At 53.8% G+C, this 15,517-nt stretch carries 13 protein-coding genes; 5 read left to right on the forward strand and 8 right to left on the reverse strand.

What is annotated here, in order from left to right; translation table 11 throughout:
- The 7 genes from KGA85_RS11955 to KGA85_RS11985 form a co-directional block, all read right to left on the reverse strand.
- Nucleotides 1-685, reverse strand: a 685-nt coding sequence (locus KGA85_RS11955) for an ABC transporter permease (protein ID WP_223543126.1), incomplete at its 3' end; no start/stop codon positions are given.
- On the reverse strand, nt 682-1,530 hold the full coding sequence (locus KGA85_RS11960; protein ID WP_223533750.1) for an ABC transporter permease: 849 nt from the start codon (nt 1,528-1,530) through the stop codon (nt 682-684). The genes KGA85_RS11960 and KGA85_RS11955, both read right to left, overlap by 4 nt.
- Entirely contained in the window at nt 1,527-2,645 is a 1,119-nt protein-coding gene (locus KGA85_RS11965) for a glycine betaine/L-proline ABC transporter ATP-binding protein (protein ID WP_223543148.1), read from the reverse strand. The genes KGA85_RS11960 and KGA85_RS11965 overlap by 4 nt, the downstream gene beginning before the upstream one ends.
- Before the next feature lie 75 nt (nt 2,646-2,720).
- Nucleotides 2,721-3,572, reverse strand: coding sequence for a glycine betaine ABC transporter substrate-binding protein (locus KGA85_RS11970; protein WP_223459991.1), 852 nt, complete (start codon nt 3,570-3,572; stop codon nt 2,721-2,723).
- Nucleotides 3,573-3,640: 68 nt separating this feature from the next.
- Nucleotides 3,641-4,987 (reverse strand): NAD(P)/FAD-dependent oxidoreductase, encoded by a 1,347-nt coding sequence (locus KGA85_RS11975; RefSeq protein WP_223543127.1) that lies wholly within the window; start codon nt 4,985-4,987, stop codon nt 3,641-3,643.
- Complete coding sequence (locus KGA85_RS11980) at nt 4,984-6,501, reverse strand: aldehyde dehydrogenase (protein ID WP_223543128.1); 1,518 nt, start codon at nt 6,499-6,501, stop codon at nt 4,984-4,986. Before KGA85_RS11980 ends, KGA85_RS11975 begins: the two co-directional genes overlap by 4 nt.
- Nucleotides 6,494-7,405 (reverse strand): dihydrodipicolinate synthase family protein, encoded by a 912-nt coding sequence (locus KGA85_RS11985; RefSeq protein ID WP_223543129.1) that lies wholly within the window; start codon nt 7,403-7,405, stop codon nt 6,494-6,496. The genes KGA85_RS11980 and KGA85_RS11985 overlap by 8 nt, the downstream gene beginning before the upstream one ends.
- Nucleotides 7,406-8,148: 743 nt before the next feature.
- On the opposite strand from KGA85_RS11985, the gene KGA85_RS11990 reads away from it, so the two are divergent.
- On the forward strand, nt 8,149-9,384 hold the full coding sequence (locus KGA85_RS11990; protein ID WP_223459983.1) for an aromatic ring-hydroxylating oxygenase subunit alpha: 1,236 nt from the start codon (nt 8,149-8,151) through the stop codon (nt 9,382-9,384).
- A gap of 114 nt (nt 9,385-9,498) precedes the next feature.
- Here KGA85_RS11990 and KGA85_RS11995 read toward each other — a convergent pair whose 3' ends face one another.
- On the reverse strand, nt 9,499-10,452 hold the full coding sequence (locus KGA85_RS11995; RefSeq protein ID WP_172435296.1) for a LysR family transcriptional regulator: 954 nt from the start codon (nt 10,450-10,452) through the stop codon (nt 9,499-9,501).
- A gap of 448 nt (nt 10,453-10,900) precedes the next feature.
- On the opposite strand from KGA85_RS11995, the gene KGA85_RS12000 reads away from it, so the two are divergent.
- The 4 genes from KGA85_RS12000 (at nt 10,901) to KGA85_RS12015 (ending at nt 15,501) form a co-directional block, all read left to right on the forward strand.
- Nucleotides 10,901-11,938, forward strand: a complete 1,038-nt coding sequence (locus KGA85_RS12000) for a glycine betaine/L-proline ABC transporter ATP-binding protein (RefSeq protein WP_150723827.1) — start codon at nt 10,901-10,903, stop codon at nt 11,936-11,938.
- 8 nt (nt 11,939-11,946) lie between these two features.
- Nucleotides 11,947-12,951, forward strand: coding sequence for a glycine betaine/L-proline ABC transporter permease ProW (proW, locus tag KGA85_RS12005; RefSeq protein WP_223533757.1), 1,005 nt, complete (start codon nt 11,947-11,949; stop codon nt 12,949-12,951).
- A 69-nt stretch (nt 12,952-13,020) separates the two neighbouring features.
- The gene (proX, locus tag KGA85_RS12010; RefSeq protein WP_223459981.1) at nt 13,021-14,064 is read left to right on the forward strand and encodes a glycine betaine/L-proline ABC transporter substrate-binding protein ProX; all 1,044 of its coding nucleotides are present in this window, start codon (nt 13,021-13,023) and stop codon (nt 14,062-14,064) included.
- A gap of 87 nt (nt 14,065-14,151) precedes the next feature.
- Complete coding sequence (locus KGA85_RS12015; protein WP_223543130.1) at nt 14,152-15,501, forward strand: MmgE/PrpD family protein; 1,350 nt, start codon at nt 14,152-14,154, stop codon at nt 15,499-15,501.
- Nucleotides 15,502-15,517 lie beyond the last annotated feature (16 nt).

Here is a 15,517-nt window from a genome sequence, read left to right on the forward strand (position 1 = left end):
AACCTGCCAGCACCACCATCGCCAGCGACATAAGGATGCATTGGTTCAGGCCTACCAACAGTGTGGGTGCAGCAGTCGGCAGTTCAATTTTGAACAGAATGTCTTTAGGTGAAGCACCGGACGCCTGGCCCAACTCAAGGAGATCCTTGGGCAACTGCTTGAAGGCCAGAGTCGTCAATCTGAGCATCGGCGGGATGCCGTAAACAATCGTTGCGATGATCGCGGGCACCCGTCCCAAGCTGAACAGCATCACTGCGGGGATCAGGTATACCCAGGGCGGCACCGTTTGCATGATGTTCAGAATCGGCAGCAACGCTTCATCTACACGCTTCACCCGGGCGGCCAGAACCCCCAGCGGGAAAGCAATGGCAACAGAGATCAGGACCGACACGCTGACGAGCGCAATCGTCTGGATGGACGCGACCCAAAGGCCAGCGAACAAACAGAAAGCCAACATCACCGCAGCGAAAACAGCGACTCGTTTATTGGCAAAAAAGAAGGCCGCAACGACGACAATACCGATGAATAAGTACGGATGGGGAGCAAGCAGCGCCCCCTCCACTGCACCGAGTACCGCCTCAATGACCTGACTTATCCCTTTGAACAATCCATGTAAATTAGTGTTCAGCCAATCAACGGCGGGAGCCAGGTAATCGCCTGGAGAAAATTGAATGTGCGTTGTCATTGGGAAGCCCTCACCCGCGCCTGTGCAGCACTCTGCGCCAGACGATCCAGGATCATGGTCAGGATAACGATAGCGATGGCCGCGTTGATCGACTTGGCGATATCCAACGTACGGATGGAACCGTAAATCGCCTCGCCCAAACCGCCCGAACCCACAATGCCGGCGATGACGACCATACCGAACGCCATCATCAGGCTTTGGTTGACACCGGCCATGATGCTGGGCATGGCGAACGGTAAGCGGATCTTGAAAAACATCTGCATTCCAGTCACGCCGCTGGCATCTCCCAACTCGATGAACTCCTTGGGTGTCATGCGAATACCCAGCGAGGTCAGTCGTAGCGCAGGGGGAAGCGCGACGATAAAAGTCGCCAACAGCGCCGTGGCAGGGCCGTAGCCGAGCAGTGCAATGGCCGGTAGCAGGTAGATGTAGGGCGGCATCGTTTGGATCAAATCCAGACAAGGATCAACCACGCGATCAAAGGCCGGCGCCAGACCGGCAATGACCCCCAGCGGAATGGCGACAACCAGTGCCAGGACAGTTGCTGTGAGCACCAGGGCAAGCGTGCTGACTGTCTCTGGCCACAAGCCGATGACGTCGCAAAACAACAGGGCCAAACCTGCAAGAATTGCAAAGCGAACGCCAGCCAGACGCCAGCCAATCAACGCCATGACAATCGCTACAACGTAGTGCGGTGGATAGGCGACACACCACAGCACGCCTTCGTAAATGCCCTTCAGCACCGCATTGACGGCATCGAACACGAACTCGCCATTGTCCGAAAGCCATTCCAGTCCTGTATCAATGGAGGTATCAAACTGACTAGAAAAATCCGGCGTGCTCATGCGGACGCCTCCATCGCACCGGCGGTTGGTACTGGCGCCAACTCGTTGGGAATACCTTGAACGCCACGCAGCAGATCACGAGGCGTAATGATCCCGACCACTGTTCCGTTATCGACGACGGCAAGCCCGTCGCGCTTGGACTTCATCGTCAAGCTGATGAGTTCATCAATATCGGCGTCAAGCGAGGTTTGGGTGAGCCTGGAAATATCGCAAGTCGGCTGTGCAGCCTTGTAGGCCTGGACAGACGTCATGACCGAGTGAGCCTTGACCAGATGCAATCGGGAAATGCCGGCGACGAATTCCGCCACGTAGTCGTCAGCCGGGTTGAGCACGATTTCCTCGGCGGTGCCAACCTGAATGATGGCGCCATCCTTCATGATCGCAATGCGGTCACCGATGCGGATGGCCTCGTCCAGGTCGTGTGTAATAAACACCGCGGACTTGCCCAGCTCCTTGGTCAGCTGGCGGAACTCATCCTGCAACTGTCGGCGAATCAGCGGATCAAGCGCGCTGAACGGCTCATCCATCAAAATTATTTCTGGGTCAGCTGTGAGTGCACGCGCCAGTCCGACCCGTTGTTGCATGCCGCCTGACAGTTCGTTTGGATAGCGTGAAGTCCACTCGCTCAATCCAACCTTTGCTAGCGCCTGCTCGGCCACTTTGTAACGTTCAGCCTTGCCCACACCCTGCACTTCCAGGCCAAACGCGGTGTTCTCAAGAACCGTACGGTTAGGCAGCAAGGCAACGCTTTGAAAGACCATACCGATGTGACGCGCCCTCACCTCTCGCAGTTGTGACGGCGACAAGGATGAAACGTCCTTGCCTTTGACCAGCACCTTCCCCGAGCTCGGGGTGATCAGCTTGTTCAGCAACCTTATAAGGGTGGATTTGCCACTGCCGGACAAACCCATGATGCAAAAAATTTCCCCCCGGCGAACCTGGAGACTGACATCGGAAACCCCGACCACGCAGCCATGGTTTTGCAGGATCTGGGTCTTTGAAAGACCCTGCTGGACAACCGCGTCCATGGCTGCCGGTGCATTTTTACCGAAGATTTTCCAAACCGACTGGCAATCTACCAGCACTTCGTCAGTATTAATTGTGGCCATTGTCATTTCGCAATCCATCGAACCAGTTGTTTGCTGGTTTCTTTAATTAATCAAAGGGCGGCAGTGGCAAACAAACAAAACTTAATAGTTCTTGATATTTCCCCAACGATTAACAAGATCTGTATGACTATCAATCCAACCCTTGATAGCCTCGTCCATGGTCTTGCCATCCTTGACTTCAGCATTCATCGCGGTGATGTCCGTGATAGGCACATAAACACTGGCCATCAGTTCACGCGCACGCGGATTGGCTTCAGCGAAGCCTTTGTGTCCTATCCAGTAATAACCCTGCAACGGCGGGAAGACCCCTTTTGGATCTTTCAAGAATTTGAGATCAAATTTCTTGGTCATCCAGGAAGGATCCCAGACGGTTACCGCCACCCATTCTTTTCGGTCGACTGCCGACTTTAAAGCCGCGGTCATGGCCGAAGTACTGCCTTCGACCAGCTTGAGCTTGATGTCGTACGCTTTGACCACGTTGTTCGCGTCACTCATCAAACCCGAACCTGGCTCAATACCAATGATTCTGTTCCCCAGCTTGTCCGCGTTTGCATTCAGCTGTTCGATGGAGTCGATGTCTACGTAACTGGGTACTGCCATGCCCTGATAAAGACCAAAGGAGACCGGTGACAGCTTCTCGATTTTGTTCTTGTTCTTTTTCCAATAATCGGCAGCGGCGTAATCAATCTGGGATGCCAACACCTGAATATCCCCTTTGCTGAGTGCAGCGTAGGCGATACCCCACTCGGAAAACTCCACGACTTTTACGGTATACCCAGCGTTCTCAAGTACCTTCTTGGTAATGCCGGTAATGGGCACCAAATCCTCCCAAGACATGGTCCCCATTACTATGTTTTTTTCTTCAGCGTGTGCCTGCAAACTCATCATGCCCACAAACGCGAGCGCGCAGAATGCCTTCCAAATATTCTTCATGGATTGTTCCGTTCTTATTAGTGACTTATTAAACGGCCTTTATAGGAAAAGCCGACAACTTAAACTTACTAACCTTCTCGCCCGGCCCAAAATTCATGCCAACGAATGACCGAACTGACGCCCAGCTTCGTTATTATTTGGGGGGGTAGCCTGCTGGGTCCTGGCGCGTGACTGAAACTATCCAGAAAATCAGAACGTATACCCGAAGCCAATTCCGCCGCCATTACACCTGCCAGAGTGCTCTTGACCGTTCCCAACCCATTTTCGCAGCAAGCCGAATACAGGTTTTCTTCGATCTCGCCAAATGCAGCGGCGCTGTTACGACTCAAACACAGACGGCCGGCCCAGCTGAACTCCAACGCAGTGGATTTCAATTCGGGAAAGCGTGCATCCAGAGAATGTCGCTGTTCTTTGGCAACCGCCGCTACACGCTCTGGCGTGACCTGGATACTCGGGTCATAGGTGAACTTTGTCCGGATGACGATACGCGAGAGACCGTCTGTAGAGATTTTACGAACAGTCGCTCCCATTGGATCAGCTGGCAACAATGCCCACTTGGATCTACCCGGCACGTCTTTCTTGAATGCATCATCTCTGTACGCTGCCGTCATGGAGGCGTACGTAAAGACGTGCAGCAGGCGTCCCTGATAATGACCAAAGTCTTCAATGTGACCGTTAACCCCAAGAATGACCTTGGGTGCGTGCACCGTCCCGTTATGAGATCGAGCGATCCAGCCGCTGCCCTGCTTCGACAATTCAATAACTGGAGAGCGCTCAAAGAGAGTGATTTTCCCTTCCAGCCCTGCTGCCAGGTCTCTGATGTATTGTGCGGGTTGAATCAACACAGCTCCGGGGGTATAGATCCCTCCATGGTAATAGGTAGACCCGGTGATTTCACGCATTTGCACTGCATCAAACATCTCGAACTTTTCGCCAATGCGCTCAAGGGATTTGGCATAATTGACGTTCAGCTTCAATCCACGCTCAGTGGCGGCAGCGTTGATCTTCCCTGAAGGGTCAAAGGTGTCTGCGGACATGCCGTACTCGCGTGCGGCTTGCGCAGCAAAATCAATCGCAAAACGATTTTGCGTGATCTCCAGCGCCGTTGCAGACTCACTCGCCACGGAGTATTCCCCTGACGACAGACTGTGCGGCACATCGATCATGAAGCCAGAGTTTCTGCCCGCTGGGCCCTTGGCGACTTCATGAGCATCGACCACAACAATGCTGTCACCCGGGTGTAACTGTGAAAGTCTGCGAGCGGCGGACAGGCCGGCAAAACCGGCACCGATAATCAGCCAATCCGCCGTCACGTTTCCATCAAGCCTGCGGACAGGCGCAGTGCGTGCGGAAATCGCCTCCCAACCTGAAACCCCGGTGTCTACCGGCAGGCGCTTGATGGTATGGGTGCTCATTTTTCGGTCTCTTCATCCGACCGATCAGACACATCGATCCAGATTGTTTTGATTTCGGTGTACTGGTCATGGGCAAAAATGGATTTGTCCCGACCACCGAAGCCCGACTCTTTGTAGCCGCCGAATGGCGTTGAGGCATCGCCCTCACCAAAGCAGTTCACGGTGACAATGCCGGCGCGAATTTCCCGCGACAACTTGATTGCTCGGCGAAGGCTGCCGGTGTAAACCGAGGCCGCCAGGCCGTACACCGTGTCATTGGCCAGGGCAATGGCTTCGGAGATCGTGTTGAAGGTGGTGACCGAGAGAATCGGGCCGAAGATCTCTTCCTGGAACAGCCGGTTGTCTCGACCAACACCGTCAATCACCGTCGGTTCTACGAAGGCACCGTCTTTGGTTGCGCCGCCATACACGACTGCGAGCTTCCCGGCAGTGGCGTGCTCAAGGTACGACTTCACTTTTGCGAAATGCTCTGGGCTGACCAGCGACCCTACGCGGTTCTGCGGATCGAGTGGGTCACCCATCTTCCATTCGCGGATGTAGGCGCCCATGCGCTCCAGCAGCTCGTCCTTAACAGACGCATGGACGATCAGGCGCGAAGTCGCGGAGCAGTTTTCGCCCATGTTCCAGAACGCGCCGTTGACGACGTGTTGAGCGACGAGATCCAGGTCTTGGGCATCGTCCATCACCACGGCCGGATTTTTTCCGCCGCACTCAAGGACGATGCGTTTCAGGTTCGAATCGGCGGCGTAATGCAGGAAGCGGCGGCCGGTAGCGGTGGAGCCGGTGAAGCTCACCATGTCGACATCGTTATGCAAACCGATCGGCTCACCGACTTCTTTGCCCGTGCCGGTCACAATGTTGAGGACACCGGCGGGTATACCGGCGTCAAACGCCAGCTGAGCGACGCGCAACGTGGTCAGCGACGTTTGTTCTGCAGGTTTGACGATGACCGAACAGCCCGCAGCGAGCGCCGGGCCGATTTTCCAGGCGAGCATCAGCAGCGGGAAGTTCCAGGGCAATACGCAGCCCACCACGCCGATCGGCTCCCGGACCACCATGGTCAGCGCGTCGCTGCCCACCGGGGCGGTGTTGTCATAAATCTTGTCGATCAGTTCCGCGTGCCAACGCAGGGTGTGGATGGTGTCCGGCACATCGACCAGCTGACACTCACTCACAGGCTTGCCGCTATCGAGGCTCTCGAGGACGGCCAGTTCGTGTTGATGGCTTTCAAGCAGGCTCGCAAACTTCAGCAGAACAGCTTTACGCTCCCTGGGAGAAATCGATCTCCAGCGTCCATCCTCGAAGGCCTCTTTGGCGTTACTCACCGCAAAGTCGACATCCTCGGACGAACAGGCAGCGACGTCTGTCAAAAACTCACCCGTTGCCGGGTTGTTCGTGGCGAAGGTTTTGCCCGAGATCGCGGATTTAAACGCGCCATTGATGAACGCCTTGGATGGCAGCGAAATGTCTTTGGCCAGTGCGGCGTACTCGGCCTTGCTCAGAAGATCACCCATGGCTGGCTCCCGAAGAAATGTTGGCTACGTTACGTTTGAGTTCAGTAATGATCGACGCGAAACTCTGCTTTTCGTCCGTTTCAAGTGGCTGCAATGGCAGGCGCACGTTACCGACTTTCAATCCGGCAACTTCGCAGCCGTACTTGATCGACTGCACGAACTTGCCACCGTCCAGGGCATTCATCAGCGGCATCATTGCCGACATGATTTGACGGCCTTTGTCGAAGTTCTTTTCGATCACGCAGGCTTCATAAAGCGCAACGTGTTCCTTGGGCAGGAAGTTGGAACCTGCGCACACCCAACTGCGGGCGCCCCAAGCAAAAAACTCGAGGGCCTGGTCGTCCCATCCGCAGGACAAGGCGATGTTGGGGAACTGCCGGGCCAGCATATGCACCTGGCCCATGTCGCCGGAACTTTCCTTGATGGCGACGACGTTTTTCGATTGGCTGACACGCGTGAAATACTCTTCATCCATCGAAACGCACATGCGCCCCGGATAGTTGTAAAGCATGATCGGCAAATCCGCTGCGCGATCGATAGTGAGCGCGTGAATCGCGTTTTCCTGTGAGGTTGGCAGCGCGTAAGGTGGAGACGTGACGAGAATGGCGTCCGCTTTGATCGATTTGGCATCCTTGGCGTACTGAACCGCATCTTCGGTGCGAATCGCCCCGGTACTGACGATCAGTTGCACCCGAGTGCCGATCACATCTTTGGCGTAGGCCGCCAACTCGGTGCGTTCTTCCGAAGTCTGCGCATAATACTCGCCGGTTGAGCCGCCGATAATAATGCCGTGTACCTTCGCCTCAATCAGCGACTCCAAAACTTCCGAGTACACATTCCAGTCAATCTCCCCATCAGAGTTATAAGGAGTTACTGCTGGCGTATAAATACCTTCAAATTTCAAGATAAATGCTCCGAATGCGAGTTAGGTGGAAGATCAACGAGCGCGTCAGCCTTGATGCCTTGAACACGATAAAAGTCGCCATGTTTTCACGGGACAGTTCCCATTGCTCAAACACGAGATCAACTACGGCACTTTGGCTACTGTTGAATCCAGACTGGCATGGGCCAAGAAGGCGGTCAATAGAGTGTATTTCTGACGTATACATTTCTAAATGGACGCATCACTTGTCACAGGAAATAAATATCCCTTTATATTCAATGACATAAGATTTCCTCGCCGCGTCCACGACGTCAATCGATAACATTTGTTTATGCATTGATCAGAGTAAATGTTTCTTGTTGATGCATGATTGCCGTCGTAGCCTTACAACAGCGATATTCTACCGACGAATTGGAGAAGAAGATTTCTCGTACATTCGTCCCGTTAGTTAAGATTCGTTTGCCCGGGATCGAATATGGTGCTGTAGAAATATTGCTGTTGATGCAAACATCGGCATTAAAGAATTGTCTGCATTAGTAATGGATCAGAAACGAAATGAGTGCACGGATGGCACCCCCATCCAAGAAGGCACATTTCGTAAGGCGCTTCCTGGACGTGGCAAACCGTTCCGGTTCGCGGATAGAAGCAGCACGGTTTGATGGGCTTGCATCCACAGACGGTACTGCGAACTCAAGACCGTTTGGCCTTACCTCGCTGAGCAGGCTGAATGTGTCGCCCCCTTGGTATTTTGGAGTGTGTTGACCGTGAGCACTAAATCGGCAGTTTCAAATCTAATCGCGCAGCGCAAGCCTGACCACGCGCTGCCAGGTGCCCTTTATAGCGATCCAGACGTTTATAGGCAGGACCTGGAACAGATCTGGCACAAAAGCTGGATCTTCGCAGGGCACACATTTGAGCTGGAGAAGTCGGGTCAGTACCTGTCGCTGCAAATTGGCGATTACCCTGTCGCTATCGTGCGTGGCGCAGACAAGCAGATTCGTGCATTCCACAACGCCTGCCGCCATCGCGGCTCCAAGGTGTGCCCGGAAGCAAGCGGCAAGGTCGCCAAGCTGGTGTGCCCTTACCACAAATGGACCTTCGAGCTGGATGGCAGACTGCTTTTCGCCGGGAACATGGGGGACGATTTCGACAAGTCTCAGCATGGGTTGAAAACCGTGCATTGTGAGGTCGTCGAAACGTACATCTATGTGTGCGTAGCAGATGTCGCCCCAGACTTTTCGTCGTTCAGAAAATCCGTCACCCCTTTCGTTGCGCCTCATAACCTGGACGACTGCAAAGTCGCGTTTGAGTCGAACATCATCGAGAAAGGCAACTGGAAGCTGGTTTTCGAGAACAACCGCGAGTGTTACCACTGCGATTTTACTCACCCGGAATTGATGCACTCATTCGTCGACAACCCATCAGTGGGTGGCGCCGGCGGCGATGAGGATCTTGAACTCAAAGAGCATTGGGATCGTTGCGAAGCAGCAGGCCTGCCCAGCCAATTGGTCATGGACGAAGACGGTCGCTTCCGCATGACGCGCATCCCCCTTTTTTCCGGGGCCGTCAGCTACACAATGGATGGCAAGCCTGCGGTTGCCGGTCGCTTGGACACAACCGGTGAAGCCAACATCGGTGCGCTGCTTTATTTCAACTACCCATCAACCTGGAACCACTTTCTGGGCGATCACGCGCTGAGCTTCCGCGTTCTGCCCATCGGTCCGGGCGAGACGTTGGTCACTACAAAATGGATCGTCAAGAAGGACGCGCAGGAAGGTGCCGACTACGATATCGATCGCCTGACCAAGGTTTGGCTTGCAACCAATGACCAGGATCGCACCTTGGTGGAAGGCGCACAGGTCGGGGTCAGCTCTCCTGCTTACGAGCCGGGCCCATTGTCGGTGGCCAGCGAAATTGGTGTGTGTCAGTTTGATGACTGGTACTGCAAAACGATGCTTGAGCAACTCAATGACACGATCCCGTTAAGATCTGTCGGCTAAGAGCAAAACTGCCGGTGGTGAGAACCACGAATGATCACCACCGGCATACCCAAACTTCTCCCCTTCTCGCACCCCGAATCACTGCTCAGTCAGTACTCCTATCTTCTAAACAGCTCAGGAAAACTGGGCGAGAATCCAGTCTCGTAGCCGGCAACAGGCGTCGTCATTGATCCGGTCTTCACGAAATGTCAGATAGTGCTGACTTTCATGGAGAACCACTTCCTCTTCTATCGGCCGAATCAGCGTGCCGTTTTCGATCAGGTTTGCAACCAGGTGATTCCATCCGAGGGCGACGCCCTGATGGGTCAACACCATGCTAATTACCAGGTTGTAGTCGTTCGCGTTGAACACGTGAGGGCTGTCGTGGGGGCGTTTCTCGATATCAACATCGTGATAAGCCAGCCAAACGCCCCAGTCAACGTGCTCCGCTACCTGGGATCTGCCATAGGGGCTGAGGTTTAGCAAAACCCCGTCGCGTAATCCTTCCAGGCTGGACAGCTCAGGGTGCTCCTCTTTGTAACGAGGTGTGCACACCGGGTAGATGACGTCATGAAACAACGGATAACTGCGGTAGCCATCCTGAATCCTGGCCATTTTGGTGATGAAGATGTCCGGCGTTACACCCGGTTCCATCGACAAAAAGTTTTGAGTGGTTACCAGATTGAGGTCGATGTCTGCGTTCTTGGTAAAAAAACCTGGCAGCTTCGCTGCGAGCCAGAGGGCTGAAAACGCGGGAGAACAGCAAAGCGTCAACGTGCGCTTGCCTGCATTGTTGGTGCGAATGCGCTCCGCCGCCTGGGAAATGTTGACGAAAGATAGCTGTGCCGCATCAAAAAAGATGGATCCGGCTTCCGTCAACTCGACTGCTCGCCCCACCCTCTTGAAGAGATCCACCCCAAGGTACGCCTCAAGTTCCCGAATCTGACGGCTGATTGCCGCTTGAGTAACGCACAGTGCTTCTGCCGCACGCGTAAAGCTCTGATATTTTGCGGCGGCTACGAATGACTTCACTGCTTTCAGAGACGGCATTTTCAGCAGCGTCATGTCTGGATCGATGTGCTTAACCATAACCTAGAGTATTGAATATCCGGTTCGGGGCCCTTTGGAGGGCCTTAAGGGATGAGATCGGTGGGAGGGTGCCACCTAGAGCCTACGCTGGAGCGTAGCTCAAACACAGGGTCTAAGACAGGGCCAGCCGCAGTCGTCTTCGCAACTAGCACTGCCGCAGTCGCAAATTGACATGATTAAATGATTGATAACATGACGTTATTGATTGGCTGGAAGAAATGTTGTTAGACGCTGACTCTATTAGGTAATAACTTGGTTCTCAAGGTACTGCTTAATTCAGCGCCGATAAAACAAAAATAATAAACATCACATAATAAAGAGGATGGTCACAATGACTATTTCCCAACCTTTCTCCCAGCTTGACTGCCCCCACAAGCACCGTCTGAACTGATCAAGACACGTACACCTAAATTCTTGATCTTACGTCGTAATTGCAGCAGGAGGGGTTATGAGTCTTGGTGACGAGATACTCTCGGTAAAAAACATTTACAAAGTCTTTGGTGCTCAGCCAAAACTCGCGATGGAGATGCTGGCTCGCGGTGCTGATAAAAGTGAAATTTTCAGCAAAACCGGTCAAGTCGTTGGCGTTTTTGATGCCAGTTTCTCCGTAAAACGTGGAGAGATTTTTGTCATCATGGGGCTTTCCGGTTCCGGGAAGTCGACGATGGTCCGCTTGTTCAATCGACTGATCGAGCCAACCTCCGGAACAATCCATCTTAACGGACAGGAAATTACCGGTCTGTCGGATGCTGATCTCCTCAGCGTTCGTCGCAAAGACATGAGCATGGTGTTTCAGTCGTTTGCCCTGATGCCCCACATGAGTGTGATCGACAACGTTGCTTTCGGTCTGGAAATCTCGGGTGTCGAGGAAAGTGAAAGGCATAAACGTGCACTCGAGGCACTCAAACAGGTGGGGCTCGATGGCCACGCCTACAGCTACCCGCACCAACTGTCCGGCGGTATGCAACAGCGGGTAGGCCTGGCCCGAGCGCTGGCTAACGACCCAGCCATCCTGCTAATGGACGAAGCCTTCTCGGCACTTGACCCGTTGATTCGCCACGAAATGCAGGGCGAACTGATCCGCCTGCAGGCAGAACAGCATCGCACCATCATCTTCATCTCCCATGACATTGACGAGGCGATTCGCATCGGCCATCGCATTGCGATCATGGAGGGTGGCCGGGTAGTACAGATCGGTACCCCGCAAGAGCTGCTTTGCAACCCGGTGAACGATTACGTCAGGGCTTTCTTCAAAGGTTTCGATGCCTCGAAGATCCTGAAGGCTGGCGATGTTGCCAAGATTTGTGCAGAGCATCCGTACGCCGTGGACCAATCCACGCCTACGCTGCGCGACGATGTACTCCTGCAGGACGTCTTTCACATCGTTGCTGATGCAGTTAATCCAGTTGCCGTCCTGGATCGCCAGGGTGTGTTCAAAGGCACGATCTCCAAGAGCCTACTGCTTCAGACAATGAGCCGACACTAATAGTCTCTATTTGCTGGCTTGCCAGGCTCGGACATTCAGGTGATGACATGAACGAATTCAGTTTTCTAGACCCGTTTCAATCCATCAACGTCCCTTTGGGCCAATGGGTAGAAGTTGCCTTAAATTATCTGGTTCATAATTTCCGCGAGGTATTCCGCTCAATTAGATGGCCAATCGACCAGGTACTCAATGGTATTCAGTTCGGATTGTTGGCTATTCCTCCGTCAATATTCATTATTATTGCGACGCTCCTCGGCTGGCAGGTAGGAGGGAAAAAGATAGGGATCCTTTGTTTCGTTACCCTTACCCTCTTAGGAGTGATCGGCGTATGGAGTGACGCCATGGTCACCCTCGCCCTGGTGCTCACTTCACTGTTCTTCTGTGCAGTTATTGGCATACCGCTGGGTGTCCTGTGTGCCCGGAGTGACAGACTGGAGATGCTTCTGCGGCCGGTACTCGATGCAATGCAAACACTGCCTGCATTTGTTTATCTGGTGCCCGTGGTGATGCTGTTTGGTATCGGCAACGTACCGGGGGTGCTGGTCACGATCATCTTTTCGGTAGCACCACTGGTCAGGCTCACCAATCTGGGAATTCGCCAAGTACCGGAAGACAAGGTTGAGGCGGCCCGGGCTTTCGGATGCACCCCACGCCAGATGCTGAGACGGGTTCAACTTCCTTTAGCTGCACCGACGATCATGGCGGGTCTGAATCAGGCATTAATGTTGTCACTTTCCATGGTGGTGATCGCATCAATGATTTCGGTTGGTGGGTTGGGAATGATGGTACTTCGCGGGATTGGCCGCCTTGATATGGGCTTGGCAACCGTCGGTGGATTGGGGCTGGTATTGCTGGCGATTTTCCTCGACCGACTGACCCAGGCGATGGGCGAACGCAGTAACAGGGCAACCAAAGGTGAGCACTGGTACCAGACAGGTCCGGCGGGTGTCATTTATCGCCTGAAGAGAAAAAACGCTGTTACGAAAATAGAAGTCAGTCCCAAAGAGAGCTAACTCCGCTAAGCGGCGCGTCGTGAACCAAAAGAAATGCCAACTTCTTTAATCCAGCCAAGGCAAACGATAATGAACTTCACAACCTTCGGAATAAAACAGAAATTCATTCACTCTGTGGCGCTTTTAGTACTAGCGGTTTCCCCTGTTTTCGCATCAGCCGCCACGGCGCAGGAGCCCGGAAAAGGGGTATCGATCACCCCAATTTTCCCGTCAATTGCCGAAGAGCGATTTCGCGGAGAGATCGCAATGGCGGGTCTCAAGGAATTGGGCTACGACGTTGAGACTCCTAAGGAAACCGAGTACTCCACCATGATGATTGCAATTGCCAATGGTGACGCTGATTTCTCGGTTCATCTGTGGGAGGAGCTACACAAATCTTTCTACGAGAAGGCCGGCGGCGATGAGACGATGGTGAAAACCGGCGACATTATGCCGGGCGTACTACAGGGCTACATGATCGATAAGAAAACGGCTGATGAGTATCACATCACCTCTGTCGATGATCTGAAAAAGCCAGAGATAGCCAAGCTGTTCGACAGTAATGGCGACGGTAAAGCCGACCTGACGGGTTGCAACCCCGGTTGGGGGTGTGAGCTGGTCATTGCCCACCATATGAAAGCCTATGGCCTGGAAAAAACCGTCACAAATAACCAGGGCTCCTATTTTGCCCTGATGGCCGACACCATTGCTCGTTACAAACAAGGCAAGCCGGTTCTCTATTACACCTGGGTACCTCAGTGGATCTCCGGTGTTTTGGTCGAAGGTAAAGATGTTGTGTGGTTAACCGTGCCGCGTACGGATCTTCCAGGTGGCAAAAACGATGTCAACACTACCTTTAATGGTAAAAACCTTGGTTTCGCGGTAGACAGTGTCAAAGCGGTAATCAACAAAGAGTTTGCCGAGAAAAATCCGGCTGCCGTGAAGTTCCTGTCTGAAATGCAGATCACTACCGACGATGAAAGCGCGCAAAATCTGAAAATGCACAACGGTGAAAAAAGTGCAGCTGACATTACTCGTCACGCCAAAGAATGGATCGCGGCCCATCGCGCGAAATATGACAGCTGGCTGGCAGACGCACGAGCCGCGGCTAATACCGCCACCGCAAAAAATTAGTCCCTTCATTTAAATCTGCATAAAAGGTTGCCCTTCCCCGGGCAACTTTTTCATCCGTTTCGGCGTTCATCATTCAGGAATCATGAAATGCAGTTGTATTCATTCGTCCAGAATTTCAGTTACAAGGACGCGCCCCTGCATACACGCGAGTTGGTTAAAACTTGCCTGCTCGACATCATTGGTGTGGCCGCCGGTGCTCGCGACAATCAAACCAGCGTGACGCTCAAAACCTACGCTGACACCCACTACTCTGCCAACAAGCTGTCCAGCCGCCTTTGGTTCGACGGCAGAGCCGTACATCCATTGGGCGCCGCGTATGCAGGCGGTTTCTGCGTTGATAGCCTGGATGCACACGAAGGTCACTTCACCTCCAAGGGGCATGCAGGTGCAACTGTTGTCCCGGCCATTGTTGCATTGGTTGACGCGTATCGCAGTCAGGGCAAAAACATCAGCGGCGAAGAACTCCTCAGCGCACTGTGCATCGGTTACGAGACCGCCTTACGGGCGGGCCAGGCATTGATGGCCACCGCCCCTGAATATCATGCCTCAGGCGCCTTTTCCGGGATCGGGGTCGTTTGCGCCGGTGCCCGCCTGCTGAAGCTTGATGAAACGACATTCCGTCATGCGCTGGGTATCGCGGAATACTTCGGCCCGAGGTGCCCGATGATGCGCCTGGTGAGCTTTCCGACGATGTTGCGTGATGCCCACGGCGCCGGCGCGTATGCCGGACTGAACGCATTACTGATGGCACAGCTCGGTGTCACTGGCGCTCCAGCCGCCACCGTTGAACCTTTGGAGATTTCCACTTTCTGGCAGGACATCGGAACCCGTTGGGAGATCGACGAGCAATATTTCAAACCGTGGCCGGTATGTCGCTGGGCGCAACCGGCACTCACGGCCATGACCGATTTGATGCGAGCACATCCAGTCATCTCTGCTGAGTTGATCGAGACCATCGATGTCGAGACATTCCACGAGTCTGTGTGCTTGCAGGGGCATTTTCCGAAGAATGCGGATGAGGCCCAGTATGCGCTCGCATTTCCACTGGCCGCCTTGATCGTTCGTGGAAAGCTGGGCCCTGACGAAGTCACCGGGGATTCCATTCATGCGCCGGACATCTTGAACATCAGCGGGAAGATAACCCTTCATGAGGCGCCCGACCTGTCCGCCAGGTTCCCTGAGGAAATTCTCTCCCGCGTCACCGTTACCCTGAAAGACGGCACGCGTCTTACGAGCCCAACCGCGACGGCCAAGGGCGACCCCGGCAACCCTATGTCGAGTGCCGAACTCACGGCTAAATATCATTTGCTGGCTGATGACAGCTTGGGATCCACGCTCAGCAATGCGATCAAGAACAGTGTTGAAGCACTGTCTGAGAGCGATGACTGCCAGGCATTCTTTGATTTGTTGCTGTCTGCTCCAAAAACCGCTGTCTAGATTGCGCAACGGTTTC

It is taken from the genome of Pseudomonas sp. GL-B-12 (assembly GCF_019955895.1).
GTDB lineage: Bacteria > Pseudomonadota > Gammaproteobacteria > Pseudomonadales > Pseudomonadaceae > Aquipseudomonas.

Coding starts and splice junctions, on each gene's coding strand:
- KGA85_RS12000 (WP_150723827.1), top strand. CDS start 10,901: ATGAGTCTTGGTGACGAGATACTCTCGGTAAAAAACATTTACAAAGTC.
- KGA85_RS11970 (WP_223459991.1), bottom strand. CDS start 3,572: ATGAAGAATATTTGGAAGGCATTCTGCGCGCTCGCGTTTGTGGGCATG.
- KGA85_RS12015 (WP_223543130.1), top strand. CDS start 14,152: ATGCAGTTGTATTCATTCGTCCAGAATTTCAGTTACAAGGACGCGCCC.
- proX (WP_223459981.1), top strand. CDS start 13,021: ATGAACTTCACAACCTTCGGAATAAAACAGAAATTCATTCACTCTGTG.
- KGA85_RS11980 (WP_223543128.1), bottom strand. CDS start 6,501: ATGGGTGATCTTCTGAGCAAGGCCGAGTACGCCGCACTGGCCAAAGAC.
- KGA85_RS11975 (WP_223543127.1), bottom strand. CDS start 4,987: ATGAGCACCCATACCATCAAGCGCCTGCCGGTAGACACCGGGGTTTCA.
- KGA85_RS11960 (WP_223533750.1), bottom strand. CDS start 1,530: ATGAGCACGCCGGATTTTTCTAGTCAGTTTGATACCTCCATTGATACA.
- KGA85_RS11965 (WP_223543148.1), bottom strand. CDS start 2,645: ATGACAATGGCCACAATTAATACTGACGAAGTGCTGGTAGATTGCCAG.
- KGA85_RS11995 (WP_172435296.1), bottom strand. CDS start 10,452: ATGGTTAAGCACATCGATCCAGACATGACGCTGCTGAAAATGCCGTCT.